This window comes from Pseudomonas frederiksbergensis, from assembly GCF_000802155.2.
GTDB classification, from domain to species: Bacteria; Pseudomonadota; Gammaproteobacteria; order Pseudomonadales; family Pseudomonadaceae; genus Aquipseudomonas; species Aquipseudomonas frederiksbergensis_A.
Genome location: NZ_JQGJ02000022.1, coordinates 1 through 12913, shown reverse-complemented (window position 1 = coordinate 12913; position 12913 = coordinate 1). Strand labels below are relative to the sequence as shown.

Here is a 12913-nt window from a genome sequence, read left to right as displayed (position 1 = left end):
TGATCAGATTCGCCTGCTTAAGACCTTTCGCACCCAGCCTACTGGCGTTATCCTTGATTTCATCTTAATTGCCCCTGGGCGGCTAAAAACGACCTTGAACGCACCCATCGAACCACATCGTTTCATTCTCGAGCCCTTTGAGGCTCGCCGCTTCGCCAATCTGTGCGGGCAATTCGACGAGCACCTGCGCTTGATCGAACAGCGCCTGGCCATCGAGATCCGCAACCGCGGAAACCAGTTCGAACTGATCGGCGACCCCAAGCACACCACCTCCGCGGAAAACCTGCTGCGCCGTCTCTATCGGGAAACCAAGGCGAGCGAGCTGTCTCCGGACATGGTCCACCTGTTCCTGCAGGAATCGGCGGTCGAAGAGCTCGACAACCACGCCCCAGCGGAACCTGCCGTGGCCCTGCGCACGAAAAAAGGCATGATTCGCCCTCGCGGCTTGAATCAGCAGCGCTACGTGAAGGAAATCCTCGGCAACGACATCAACTTCGGCATCGGCCCGGCCGGTACCGGCAAGACCTACCTGGCCGTGGCTTGCGCCGTCGATGCGCTGGAGCGTGAACAGGTTCGCCGCATCCTGCTGGTGCGCCCCGCCGTCGAAGCCGGTGAAAAACTCGGCTTCCTGCCCGGCGACCTGACCCAGAAGATCGACCCATACCTGCGCCCGCTCTACGACGCGCTGTATGAAATGCTCGGCTTCGAATACGTCGCCAAGCTGATCGAGCGCCAGGTCATCGAAGTCGCGCCGCTGGCCTACATGCGCGGCCGGACCCTGAACAACAGCTTCATCATCCTCGACGAAAGCCAGAACACCACCGTCGAGCAGATGAAGATGTTCCTGACCCGGATCGGCTTCGGCTCCACCGCTGTCATCACCGGGGACATCACCCAGGTCGACCTGCCCCGAGGCACCAAGTCCGGGCTCAACCATGTAATCCAGGTCCTCAAGGACGTGCCAGGCATCAGTTTCACGCACTTCATGCCCAAGGACGTCGTGCGCCATCCATTGGTGCAGCGCATTGTCGAAGCCTACGAGCGTTTCGAGCAGCGCGCCGATGAAAATTCGGCCGAAAGCAAAGGCAATCGCCACAATGCTTGAACTCGACTTGCAAGTGGCCTGCGAACACCCCGCCCCCAGCGAAGCGCAGTTCCGCCAATGGTGCGAACTGGCCCTGCGCCAGCGCAGCGCCGACTCGGAGCTGACGATCCGCCTGGTGGACGAAGCCGAAGGCCGGGAGCTGAACCACACCTGGCGGCAGAAGGACTACGCCACCAACGTGTTGTCCTTTCCCGCCGACGTACCCGATGAACTGCTCGACATACCGCTGCTGGGCGACCTGGTGATCTGCGTCCCGGTGGTGGAGCGCGAAGCGGCGGAACAAGACAAGGCCCCCGAGGCCCACTGGGCCCATCTGGTGATTCACGGCTGCTTGCATCTGCTGGGTTACGACCATATAGAAGATGACGAAGCCGAAGAGATGGAAGCACTGGAACGAACGTTGCTTGCCGAGCTGGATCATCCCGACCCGTATGCCGGCGACGAACACTGATACATCAACTGTAACGACAAAGGATTCAGAGTAATCGCTATGAGCGAAGATCGATCGACCAACGGGCAGAAGTCATGGCTGGGCAAGCTCACCCAGGCTTTTGCCCATGAGCCGAAAAACCGCCAGGAGCTGCTGGAGCTGCTGCGCGATGCACACCAGAACAAATTGCTGGACAGCGAAGCGCTGGCCATCGTCGAAGGCGCCATCCAGGTGGCTGACCTGCAAGTGCGCGACATCATGGTCCCGCGCTCGCAGATGGTCAGCATCAAGGCGACCCAGACTCCCCGCGAATTCCTGCCCGCCGTGGTCGACTCCGCTCACTCGCGCTATCCGGTCGTTGGCGAGAGCCATGACGATGTCATGGGCGTGCTGCTGGCCAAGGACCTGCTGCCGCTGATCCTCCAGGAGAACGGCGACAGCTTCAACATCAAGGATTTGCTGCGTCCGGCCACGTTCGTGCCCGAGTCGAAGCGCCTGAACGTGCTGTTGCGTGAATTCCGCGCCAACCACAACCACATGGCCATCGTCATCGACGAATACGGCGGCGTGGCCGGGCTGGTCACCATTGAAGACGTGCTCGAACAGATCGTCGGCGACATCGAGGACGAGCACGATGTCGAGGAAGACAGCTACATCAAGCCACTGCCCAGCGGTGATTTCCTGATCAAGGCCCTGACGCCGATCGAAAACTTCAACGAGTTCTTCGACAGCGAATTCTCCGATGATGAGTTCGACACCGTCGGCGGCCTGGTGATGAGTGCTTTCGGCCACCTGCCCAAGCGCAATGAAACGACGGAGATCGGCTCCTGGCGCTTCCGCATCCTGAATGCCGACAGCCGCCGGATCCATCTGCTGCGCCTGTCACCCATTGGCCGATAACCCTTTCAAGACCCGCTAAGGACAAAAATGCGCTGGATAACCCGCCCCGGCTGGCCCGGTAACCTGCTGGCCGTGGTGGCTGGCGCGATCACCACCCTGGCCCTGGCGCCCTTTGACATCTGGCCGCTGGCATTGCTGGCGGTCGGGTTGTTCTATGCCGGGCTGCGTGAGCTTTCACCGCGCCAGGCCTTGGGTCGTGGCTGGTGCTTCGGTTTTGGCCTGTTTGGCGCCGGCACCAGTTGGATCTACGTCAGCATCCATAACTTCGGCGGCGCCTCGGTGCTGCTCGCCGGCTTCTTGATGCTGCTGTTCATCGCCGCCATCGCCTGGTTCTTCGCCCTGCCCGCCTGGCTCTGGGCGCGCTGGTTGCGCCGTAACGAGGCGCCATTGGCCGATGCCCTGGCCTTCGCCGCGCTGTGGTTGGGCCAGGAAGCGTTTCGTGGCTGGTTCCTGACCGGTTTCCCTTGGCTTTACTCCGGCTACAGCCAGCTCGACGGCCCGCTCGCCGGCCTCGCGCCGCTGGGAGGTATGTGGCTGATTTCCTTCACACTGGCCCTGACCGCCGCATTGCTCTACAACGCGCCCCGGTTGCTGCGTTCCGGACGCAAGGCCTTCATCGTCGCGGGCGTGGCGTTGCTGATCGGCCCATGGGCGGCCGGCATCGCGCTCAAAGGACACGCCTGGACCAGCCCTTCGGGCGATCCGCTGAGTGTCGCGGCGATCCAGGGCAACATCGAACAAAGCATGAAGTGGGATCCCGAGCAGCTCAACGCGCAACTGGCGCTGTATCGCGACATGAGTTTCACCTCCAAGCGCGTCGATCTGCTGGTCTGGCCGGAAACCGCCGTGCCGGTCTTAAAGGAATCGGCCCAGGGCTACCTGGACATGATGGGCAGTTTCGCCGCCGAGCGGCGTTCAGCGCTGATCACTGGCGTCCCGATTCGCCAGGAAGTGCGCCACGAAAAACGCTACTTCAATGGCATCACCGTGACCGGCGAAGGTGACGGCACTTACCTGAAGCAAAAGCTGGTGCCTTTCGGCGAATACGTGCCATTGCAGGATCTGCTGCGTGGGCTGATCGCCTTTTTCGACCTGCCGATGTCGGATTTCGCCCGTGGCCCGGCTGACCAGCCATTGCTCCAGGCCAAGGGTTACCAGATCGCGCCGTTCATTTGCTATGAAGTGGTGTACCCGGAATTCGCCGCCAGTCTCTCAGCGAGAAGCGACCTGCTGCTGACCATCAGCAACGACACCTGGTTCGGCACCTCGATCGGCCCGCTGCAGCACCTGCAAATGGCCCAGATGCGCGCCTTGGAGGCCGGCCGCTGGATGATTCGCGCCACCAACAATGGCGTGACCGGCCTGATCAACCCCTTCGGCCAGATCACCGCACAGATCCCACAGTTCCAACGCGGCATCCTCTATGGCGAAGTGGTGCCGATGCACGAACTGACGCCGTACCTGCAATGGCGCTCGTGGCCGCTGATCCTCCTGTGCGTGTTGCTGCTGGGCTGGGCGTTGGTGGCGAGCCGGATGGCCAAGACGGTTTAACTCGTTCCCCATGTGAATGAAAACCCTGTGGCGAGGGAGCTTGCTCCCTCGCCACAACAGCTATCACTTCGCTCCACGCGGTGTGTCAGCGATAGAACAACCAATACCCCACCAGCCCCGCCGCCTCGTTCATCAACTGCCCGGATTGCCAGATCGCCTTGAACTCCGGCATCCAGCCACCCAGTGGCCGGGCGTTGTCCTGACCCAGGAACCCGACAGGCGCCGGCACCACTTCAAAACCCGAACGCTCGAAACTCCAAACCGCCCGCGACATGTGCCAAGCCTGGGTGACCACCACGACTCGCTTGATACCTGCGGGCAGCAGGATCTCGGCGCCCATCTGGGCGTTTTCCCACGTGGTGCGGCTACGCTCTTCCTGCCAACGCACGGCCACGCCGAAGTCATCGAGCATCGAGTCGGCCATCAGCTTCGCCTCGCTGGGCGGGGTTCCGTAGTGCAAGCCGCCGCTGGTGAGCACCGGCAGCCCGGACGCCTTGGCCAGCCGCGCCGCGTAACGCTGTCGCTCCAGGCCGATGCCGGTGGGCTGGTCGGCGCCCCAGGCCAGGTCGCCGCGCTCACGACCGGAACCCAGCACCACAATGGCATCGGCACGCTGGGCCAGGGTCGTCCATTCTCCAGGCAGCAGGGGCGGTTCACGCTCCAATGCCTTGGCGCTCCATTGCACCATCACCGGCAGGCTCATCAACCAGAAACCACCCAGCCCCACGGCAAAACACCAGCGGGCCAGGCGCGGCCGTGAGTTGCGCCACCACCAGGCGAGCGCCAGCAGCAACAAAAGAATGCCGGGCGGCAATAAAAGTTGTTTGATGAAATAGCGAAATGGCATCGGGCATCTCCATAGATGCCCGAAGCCTAGGTGGGTTGCCGAAAGGCGACAACAGATTCTAAAAATCTCGAATCAAAAAAAAGCGACACGCGTGAATCCGGCTCTACTTGAACTGCAGTGACCGGACCTTTACAGCATCCTTATCAGGCGTCCGGTCCTTGAGCCATACAACCTTGGCCGAACGGGGCGCATCGAGACGCTTGTTTGCCTGGGGCCCGATTGCGGGGGCCTGGTGCCCGACCTGCTCCAGGTAGGCCTTGACCAGTTCGAACTCTGCGGGGCTCAGGCCGCGTAGCTCCAGCTCTGCCGGACGTTCATCACGCAAGCGACCGGCGGTTCTTGCAGCGTCCAGGGCCACCCCGAGACGATCGATCAGTTTTTCATATAACTCAGGTGTAGCGACTTTTCGTTGTGATTCAACCATCCCTCACCTCATTGAAGATAAGACTCACTCCCCATTGAGAAGCTTAGCTTCGCTGGGCAAACCGGCAGGACGCCGCGACCAACGGCCCTGGACGCCCGTCGTCGCCACGGGTGTGGCGCAAGCTTCGCGAGGGTCCGGCAGCAATCAGGGTTTCCCTCGGCAGAGCGCGGTCATGTATGCTACGGCGCTTCCTGTAACTCCACTTCCAGCTTGGCTGGGCATCGAAAACGCCGCATTCGGCGTCATCAGCGTCCAGCATGGCAACGAAGAGGATTGGGCCACCCCATTCAGTACAAAAGTAGCCATGCACGAACACTACCAGCCCCGTGAAATCGAAGCCGCCGCCCAGTCGTTCTGGGACGAGCAAAAGTCCTTTGAAGTCAGTGAACAGCCAGGCAAGGAGACATACTACTGCCTGTCGATGTTCCCTTACCCCAGCGGCAAGCTACACATGGGGCACGTGCGCAACTACACCATCGGCGACGTGATCTCCCGCTACCAGCGCATGCAAGGCAAGAACGTCCTGCAACCCATGGGTTGGGACGCCTTCGGCATGCCGGCGGAAAACGCCGCGATGAAGAACAACGTGGCGCCCGCCAAGTGGACCTACGAAAACATTGCCTACATGAAGACCCAGCTGCGCAGCCTGGGCCTGGCGGTGGACTGGTCCCGCGAAGTGACCACCTGCAAGCCCGACTACTACCGCTGGGAACAGTGGCTGTTCACCCGCTTGTTCGAAAAAGGCGTGATCTACCGCAAGAACGGCACCGTGAACTGGGACCCGGTGGACCAGACCGTGCTGGCCAACGAGCAGGTGATCGACGGTCGCGGCTGGCGCTCCGGCGCGCTGATCGAAAAGCGCGAGATCCCGATGTACTACTTCAAGATCACCGCCTACGCGGATGAACTCCTGGAGAGTCTCGACGAACTGACCGGCTGGCCCGAGCAGGTCAAGACCATGCAGCGCAACTGGATCGGCAAGTCCCGGGGCATGGAAGTGCAGTTCCCGTACGACGTCGCCTCCATCGGCGAAGCCGGCACCCTGAAAGTCTTCACCACCCGCCCCGACACACTGATGGGCGCCACCTACGTGGCCGTCGCTGCCGAGCACCCGCTGGCGACCCTGGCGGCACAGAACAACCCCGAGCTGCAGGCGTTCATCGCCGAATGCAAGGGCGGCAGCGTCGCCGAAGCCGACGTCGCCACCCAAGAGAAGAAAGGCCTGCCGACTTCGCTGTTCGTCGAGCACCCGCTCACCGGCGAGAAACTGCCGGTGTGGGTCGCCAACTACGTGCTGATGCACTATGGCGACGGCGCCGTGATGGCCGTGCCGGCCCACGACGAGCGTGATTTCGAATTCGCCCACAAGTACAACCTGCCGGTCAAACCGGTCGTGCGCACCAGCGCCGGAGACCAGACCCCGGCACCTTGGCAGGACGCCTATGGCGAACACGGCGAGCTGATCAATTCCGGTGAGTTCAACGGCCTGGATTTCCCCGGCGCGTTCGATGCCATCGAAGTGGCCCTGATCAAGAAGAACCTCGGCGCCTCGCGTACCCAGTTCCGCCTGCGCGACTGGGGCATCAGCCGCCAGCGCTACTGGGGCTGCCCGATCCCGATCGTGCATTGCGACACCTGCGGTGACGTACCGGTGCCGGAAGACCAACTGCCGGTGGTCCTGCCGGAAGACGTCGTACCCGACGGCGCCGGTTCGCCCCTGGCACGCATGCCCGAGTTCTATGAGTGCAGTTGCCCGAAATGCGGCGCACCGGCCAAGCGTGAAACCGACACCATGGACACCTTCGTCGAGTCCTCCTGGTATTACGCACGCTATGCCTCGCCACACTTTGAAGGTGGCCTGGTGGAAAAATCGGCGGCTGACCACTGGTTGCCGGTGGATCAGTACATCGGCGGCATCGAACACGCCATTCTGCACCTGCTCTACGCGCGCTTCTTCCACAAGCTGATGCGCGACGAAGGCCTGGTGAGCTCCAACGAGCCGTTCAAGAATCTGCTGACCCAAGGCATGGTGATCGCCGAGACTTACTATCGTCGCGAAGCCAACGGTGCCTACACCTGGTTCAACCCGAGCGACGTCGAACTCGAACGCGACAGCAAGGCCAAGGTCATCAGCGCCAAGCTGATCGCCGACGGCCTGCCGGTGGAAATCGGCGGCACCGAGAAAATGGCCAAGTCGAAGAACAACGGCGTGGACCCACAGTCGATGATCGACCAGTTCGGCGCGGACACCTGCCGCCTGTTCATGATGTTCGCCTCGCCACCTGACATGAGCGCGGAATGGTCCGACTCGGGCGTCGAAGGCTCGCACCGCTTCCTCAAGCGCGTCTGGCGCCTGGCGCAAGCCCACGTCACCCAGGGCCTGCCGGGCAAACTGGACGTCACCAGCCTGAACGACGAGCAGAAAGCCGTGCGTCGTTCGATCCACCTGGCCATCAAGCAGGCCAGCCATGACGTCGGCCAGAACCACAAATTCAACACTGCCATCGCCCAGGTGATGACGCTGATGAACGTGCTGGAGAAAGCTGCCCAAGGCACCGAGCAGGATCGCGCACTGATTCACGAAGGCCTGGAAGCCGTGACGCTGCTGCTGGCTCCGATCACGCCGCACATCAGCCACGAGCTGTGGAATCGACTGGGTCACGCCGACCCGGTGATCGACGCCCGCTGGCCGCTGGTGGACGAGAGCGCGCTGGTGCAGGACAGCCTGACCCTGGTCATCCAGGTCAACGGCAAGCTGCGCGGGCAGATCGAAATGCCGGCCGCCGCCACTCGCGAGGAAGTCGAAGCCGCTGCACGGGCCAACGAAAACGTGCTGCGCTTTGTCGACGGCCTGACGATTCGCAAAGTGATCGTCGTGCCCGGCAAGCTGGTCAACATCGTCGCAAGCTAATTGGATCAGGCGCCAGGCTGGAGCCTGGCGCCGAATACAACCTGCGGGGTCGCGTGGTCGACCCCCATAGGGTTCAAGGGGAGCAACAAGATGATCAAACGTAATCTGCTGGTAGTCGGCCTGGCCGTCCTGTTGAGCGCCTGCGGCTTCCAACTGCGCGGCACCGGCACCACCGAGCTGGCGATCAAGGAACTGGACCTTAGCGCACGCGACGCCTACGGCGATACCGTGAAAATGCTGCGCCAGACGCTGGAGAACAGCGGCGTGAAGGTCTACACCGGCGCGCCGTACAAGCTGGTGTTGGCGAGCGAACAGCAGAGCCAGCGCAGCCTCAGCTATGCCGGCGCTGGTCGCTCGGCCGAGTATGAGCTGACCAACGTCCTGAACTACGAGATTCGCGGTCACAACGACCTGTCGCTGCTGAACGACAAGCTTCAGGTGCAGAAGGTCTACCTGCATGACGGCAACAACATCACCGGCTCCGACCAGGAGTCTGTCGAAGTGCGTGGCGAAATGCGCCGTGAACTCGTTCAGCGCATGATGCTGCGCCTGCAACAGCTGAGCCCGGCCCAACTGGACCAACTGCAACAGACCGCCGACGCCCGTGCCAAGGCAGAGGCCGAGGCGTTGGAAGCGGCACGCAAGGCTGAAGCGGAAACCCCGCAGCAGTCGCCGATGCAAATCCCTGCCCAATAAGCCTTGCGGGGGCGCTCCGGCGCCCCGCTTGCCTTCTCTCCTGAACAGCGCCCTATGAAACTGGCCCCCGCACAACTCGGCAAACATCTGCAAGGCGCCCTCGCGCCGGTCTACATCATCAGCGGCGATGACCCGTTGCTGTGCCAGGAAGCCGCCGACGCGATTCGCTCCGCTGCGCGCCAGCAGGGTTTCGACGAGCGCCAGGTGTTCGCCGCCGACGCCAGTTTCGACTGGGGCACGTTGTTGCAGGCCGGGGCAAGCATGTCGCTGTTCGCCGAAAAACGCCTGCTGGAACTGCGCTTGCCCTCGGGCAAACCCGGTGACAAAGGCGCCGCCGCACTGATCGAATATTGCTCGCGGCCCGCCGAAGACACGGTGCTGCTCATCAGCCTGCCGAAACTCGACGGCAGCGCGCAGAAAACCAAATGGGGCAAGGCGCTGGTCGAAGGCCCACAAACCCAGTTCGTGCAGATCTGGCCGGTGGACGTCAGCCAGTTGCCGAGCTGGATTCGCCAGCGCCTGTCCCAGGCCGGCCTCTCGGCCAGCCAGGATGCGGTCGAGCTGATTGCCGCCCGGGTCGAAGGCAACCTGTTGGCCGCCGCCCAGGAAGTCGAAAAGCTCAAGCTGATGGCCGAGGGCGGGCAGATCACCGTGGAAACTGTCCAGGCCGCCGTGGCCGACAGCGCCCGCTTCGATGTCTTCGGGCTGACCGACGCAATCCTCAACGGCGAAGCCGCCCATGCCCTGCGCATGCTCGAAGGCCTGCGGGGCGAAGGCGTCGAGCCACCAGTGATCCTCTGGGCCCTGGCCCGGGAGTTGCGTTTGTTGGCGAACCTGTCGCTGCAATACAGCCAAGGCGTACCGCTGGACAAGGCCTTCAGCCAGGCCCGCCCTCCGGTGTGGGACAAGCGCAAACCGCTGATGAGCAAGGCCCTCCAGCGGTATTCCGCATCGCGCTGGGCGCAATTGCTACTGGAAGCCCAGCGTATCGACGCGCAGATCAAGGGCCAGGCCGCCGGCTCGCCGTGGATGAGCCTCAGTCGGTTGTCGCTGTTGATGGCCGGTCAACGGCTGCCATTACCCGCCGAATGACCCGGCACCCGTGACGAGAGAGCTTGCTCCCTCGCCACAAAAAGTTCTCCATTCAGATGACATATCCTGCACGACCCAGGGACTGGACAAATCCCCAGTCCTGTCCCATTATTTGCCTCGCGAAAACCATCCCCAAGAGAGATTGAATCATGAGCAAAAAGCCATCCAGGCATGGCCCCAACAAGGCCAAGTCCATCGTCGCCCAACCCCTGTTCCGCAGCCGCCAGGAACGGCCCGCCAAGGGCAAAGGCAGCTACCGCCGCGAAGCCTTCCAGTCTGACAACTGGGAGGCTTCTTGCTTTCTGGCGGCCTGAAACACCCGGACAAGCCCTACAGCCCTTTCGCATGTTAAGGTCAGCATCTGATTTGATTTTCTGGACCCGTGAATGCCCTTTTGTCTTCCTCGTGGTTGGCCCTTGCGCCAATTGATTGCCGCCACAAGCATTGTCCTGCTTGTCGCCTGCGCCGAAAAACCCACCGCCGCCGACGCCCAGCCGCTCCAGACCGCTCCCGTCGTGACAGCGCCAGCGATCGTGCCGCCTGTCATACCCACCGGGGATGACCTTGCCATCGCGCCCACCCAGACCTTTGCCGAATGGCAGGCCGGGTTTCGCAAACAGGCACTGGCCGCCGGGATTCGCGCCGACCTGTTCGACCGTGCATTTATCGGCGTCAGCCCGGACATGAGCGTGATCAAGGCTGATCGCAGCCAACCTGAATTCACCCGGCCGGTGTGGGAATACCTCGACGGCGCACTGTCCCCCCTGCGGGTACGCAAGGGCCAGGCGCTGGTCCAGCAACACGCCGAGATCCTGCAAAGCATCGAACAACGCTATGGCGTCGACCGCCAGGCGCTGGTCGCGGTGTGGGGGATGGAGAGCAACTTCGGCCAGTTCCAGGGCACCAAGTCGGTGATCAACTCCCTGGCGACCCTGGCCTACGAAGGACGGCGTCCGGGCTTTGCCCATGCACAACTGATCGCCGCGCTGCAGATCCTGCAACAAGGCGATATCACCCCGGAAAAAATGCTCGGCTCCTGGGCCGGTGCCATGGGCCAGACCCAGTTCATTCCCACCACGTACAACACCCATGCAGTGGACTTCGACGGTGATGGGCGCCGCGACATCTGGGGCAGCTCTACCGACGCCCTGGCCTCGACCGCGCATTACTTGCAGAGCTCCGGCTGGCAGCGTGGCCAGCCGTGGGGGTTCGAAGTGCGGCTGAAGGAAGGTTTCAACTATCCGCTGGCCGACGGCACGATTCGCAAGCCCGTCTCCGAATGGCTGCAACTGGGGGTGAGCCTGCCCAACGGCGCCCAGCCACCGGCCGGCTCCGAGCAACTATCGGCGGCCCTGCTATTACCTGCGGGGTATCGCGGACCGGCGTTCCTGGTGCTTGACAACTTCCGCGCAATCCTCAAGTACAACAACTCTTCATCGTATGCGCTGGCGGTCAGCCTGTTGTCGGAGCGTTTCAGTGGCGCCGGGCTGATCGACGGCTCATGGCCCAAAGACGACCTGCCCCTGAGCCGCAGCGAACGCATCGAATTGCAAACCCTGCTGGGCAAGCACAACTACGACGCAGGCAACCCCGACGGCATCATCGGCGCCAACACCCGCAAGGCGATCCGCAGCGCCCAGCAGTCGTTTGGCTGGCCGGCGGACGGGTATCCGACGCACAAGTTGCTGGAGGCGTTGCGTAACCGTTGAATTGCCGCAAGGCGGCTACCGCTTTCGCGAGCAGGCTCGCTTCCACAGGGTTCCCAGTCAGCCTGTGGCAGAGCTTGCTCGCGATGACGGATGTGCAGACGCTAAAGACTAGCGACCGACCACCACATCCTGATCCAACACCAACCGCTTCTCCCCCGCATCCAGCGTCACCAACGCCCCCATGGGCAAGGTCAGGTTCGGGTCACAGTGTCCACTGCGCCAGCCGGACAGCACCGGAATGCGCAATGGCGCGAAGGTCTGCTTGAGCAACCGATTCAACGCCTCAAGATCCACCCCGGCCACATCACCTACCAAGACCCCGCGCAATTTCGCCAAGGTGCCGGCCAGGCGCAATTGGGTCAGCAGTCGATCGATGCGATACAGCGGTTCGTTAACGTCTTCGATGAACAGGATCACCCCTTCGGCGTCGATCTGATAAGGCGTGCCCATCGTCGCGGCGATCATCGAGAGGTTGCCGCCCTGCAGGCGTCCGTGGGCGATGCCTGGCTCGACGGTGATCAACGGGTAGGCGGCGGGGTGGCTCAGCAGGCTGCCGACTTTCACCTGCCCACGTAGCAGGCTGAAGAACGAGGTGACGGTTGGGGGTTCCTTGTCGCCGAGGAGGTCAGCGTTGAGCAGCGGTCCGTGGAAGGTTACGAAGCCTGCGTAGCGGCTGATGGCCAGGTGCAGGGCGGTGATGTCGCTGTAGCCTACGAATGGCTTGGGGTTGCGGCGTATGAGGTCGAAGTCGATGCGATCCAGCAGCCGGGGGGTGCCGTAGCCGCCGCGCAGGCAGATGATGGCTTTGATTTCTGGGTCGGCGAAGGCTGTGTGCAGGTCGTTGAGGCGTGTGTCGTCGCTGCCGGCGAGGTAGCCGTCTTTTTCGTAGACGCCTGGGAAGACTCGCAGTTCGTGGCCCCTTGCGCGCATCCATTGGGTGGCTTTTTCGGTGTCCAGGGGGGCGGGGCCGGCGGGGGCTATCACTCCGATCAGGCCTTCTATAGGGAGAGCTGGGACTGGGTGGTGTGGGGTTAGGGCCATGGGGTTCCCGGTTTTTTCGGCGTGCTTTGTGTGTATATCCGTTTTTTGTGTAACGGCCACTTAGGGTTCCGCTCTTACAGCGGGTCACTTTTGGAAGAGCCGGGAGCCGGACCAGCCAAAAGTAACCAAAAACGCTTTGCCCCACCACTCGGCACCTCGCCTAGGCTCGGTGTGCCCTCACTCCGGCATTGCTCCGTGGGCCGCCGC

The 12913-nt window shown here is 62.5% G+C and carries 12 protein-coding genes; 9 read left to right on the top strand and 3 right to left on the bottom strand.

What is annotated here, in order from left to right:
- Positions 1-94 precede the first annotated feature (94 nt).
- Genes JZ00_RS25870 through lnt form a run of 4 tightly spaced genes read left to right on the top strand, consistent with a single transcriptional unit; the run spans position 95 to position 3986 of the window.
- Positions 95-1105, top strand: coding sequence for a PhoH family protein (locus tag JZ00_RS25870; protein WP_039594073.1), 1011 nt, complete (start codon positions 95-97; stop codon positions 1103-1105).
- A complete protein-coding gene (ybeY, locus tag JZ00_RS25865) occupies positions 1098-1556 on the top strand; it encodes an rRNA maturation RNase YbeY (protein WP_039594072.1) in 459 nt (152 codons plus the stop codon). Before JZ00_RS25870 ends, ybeY begins: the two co-directional genes overlap by 8 nt.
- A gap of 39 nt (positions 1557-1595) precedes the next feature.
- Positions 1596-2435, top strand: coding sequence for an HlyC/CorC family transporter (locus JZ00_RS25860; RefSeq protein WP_039594071.1), 840 nt, complete (start codon positions 1596-1598; stop codon positions 2433-2435).
- Positions 2436-2462: 27 nt separating this feature from the next.
- Positions 2463-3986, top strand: a complete 1524-nt coding sequence (lnt, locus tag JZ00_RS25855; RefSeq protein ID WP_039594070.1) for an apolipoprotein N-acyltransferase — start codon at positions 2463-2465, stop codon at positions 3984-3986.
- A gap of 85 nt (positions 3987-4071) precedes the next feature.
- Here the strand turns inward: lnt and JZ00_RS25850 are convergent, their stop codons facing one another.
- Both JZ00_RS25850 and JZ00_RS25845 read right to left on the bottom strand, forming a co-directional pair.
- A complete protein-coding gene (locus tag JZ00_RS25850; protein WP_039594069.1) occupies positions 4072-4833 on the bottom strand; it encodes a YdcF family protein in 762 nt (253 codons plus the stop codon).
- A gap of 103 nt (positions 4834-4936) precedes the next feature.
- Complete coding sequence (locus JZ00_RS25845) at positions 4937-5257, bottom strand: hypothetical protein (protein ID WP_039594068.1); 321 nt, start codon at positions 5255-5257, stop codon at positions 4937-4939.
- Between the two features lie 304 nt (positions 5258-5561).
- Here JZ00_RS25845 and leuS point away from each other — a divergent pair, with 304 nt between their 5' ends.
- From leuS to JZ00_RS25820, 5 genes are all read left to right on the top strand, one after another.
- Entirely contained in the window at positions 5562-8168 is a 2607-nt protein-coding gene (gene leuS / locus JZ00_RS25840) for a leucine--tRNA ligase (RefSeq protein ID WP_039594126.1), read from the top strand.
- A 90-nt stretch (positions 8169-8258) separates the two neighbouring features.
- A complete protein-coding gene (locus tag JZ00_RS25835) occupies positions 8259-8864 on the top strand; it encodes an LPS-assembly lipoprotein LptE (RefSeq protein WP_039594067.1) in 606 nt (201 codons plus the stop codon).
- Between the two features lie 54 nt (positions 8865-8918).
- Positions 8919-9956 carry a DNA polymerase III subunit delta gene (holA, locus tag JZ00_RS25830; protein WP_039594066.1) on the top strand — a complete coding sequence of 346 codons (1038 nt, stop codon included), beginning with the start codon at positions 8919-8921 and terminating at the stop codon, positions 9954-9956.
- Positions 9957-10105: 149 nt separating this feature from the next.
- Positions 10106-10270, top strand: a complete 165-nt coding sequence (gene arfA, locus JZ00_RS25825; protein ID WP_030140368.1) for an alternative ribosome rescue factor ArfA — start codon at positions 10106-10108, stop codon at positions 10268-10270.
- A 72-nt stretch (positions 10271-10342) separates the two neighbouring features.
- Positions 10343-11665 (top strand): lytic murein transglycosylase, encoded by a 1323-nt coding sequence (locus tag JZ00_RS25820; RefSeq protein ID WP_039594065.1) that lies wholly within the window; start codon positions 10343-10345, stop codon positions 11663-11665.
- A 108-nt stretch (positions 11666-11773) separates the two neighbouring features.
- Here the strand turns inward: JZ00_RS25820 and JZ00_RS25815 are convergent, their stop codons facing one another.
- Positions 11774-12706, bottom strand: a complete 933-nt coding sequence (locus tag JZ00_RS25815) for a S66 peptidase family protein (RefSeq protein WP_039594064.1) — start codon at positions 12704-12706, stop codon at positions 11774-11776.
- Positions 12707-12913 lie beyond the last annotated feature (207 nt).

Excerpts from the sequence above, each read along its gene's own strand:
- ybeY (WP_039594072.1), top strand. The coding sequence starts at position 1,098 with ATGCTTGAACTCGACTTGCAAGTGGCCTGCGAACACCCCGCCCCCAGC.
- JZ00_RS25860 (WP_039594071.1), top strand. The coding sequence starts at position 1,596 with ATGAGCGAAGATCGATCGACCAACGGGCAGAAGTCATGGCTGGGCAAG.
- lnt (WP_039594070.1), top strand. The coding sequence starts at position 2,463 with ATGCGCTGGATAACCCGCCCCGGCTGGCCCGGTAACCTGCTGGCCGTG.
- JZ00_RS25850 (WP_039594069.1), bottom strand. The coding sequence starts at position 4,833 with ATGCCATTTCGCTATTTCATCAAACAACTTTTATTGCCGCCCGGCATT.
- JZ00_RS25845 (WP_039594068.1), bottom strand. The coding sequence starts at position 5,257 with ATGGTTGAATCACAACGAAAAGTCGCTACACCTGAGTTATATGAAAAA.
- leuS (WP_039594126.1), top strand. The coding sequence starts at position 5,562 with ATGCACGAACACTACCAGCCCCGTGAAATCGAAGCCGCCGCCCAGTCG.
- JZ00_RS25835 (WP_039594067.1), top strand. The coding sequence starts at position 8,259 with ATGATCAAACGTAATCTGCTGGTAGTCGGCCTGGCCGTCCTGTTGAGC.
- holA (WP_039594066.1), top strand. The coding sequence starts at position 8,919 with ATGAAACTGGCCCCCGCACAACTCGGCAAACATCTGCAAGGCGCCCTC.
- arfA (WP_030140368.1), top strand. The coding sequence starts at position 10,106 with ATGAGCAAAAAGCCATCCAGGCATGGCCCCAACAAGGCCAAGTCCATC.
- JZ00_RS25820 (WP_039594065.1), top strand. The coding sequence starts at position 10,343 with ATGCCCTTTTGTCTTCCTCGTGGTTGGCCCTTGCGCCAATTGATTGCC.
- JZ00_RS25815 (WP_039594064.1), bottom strand. The coding sequence starts at position 12,706 with ATGGCCCTAACCCCACACCACCCAGTCCCAGCTCTCCCTATAGAAGGC.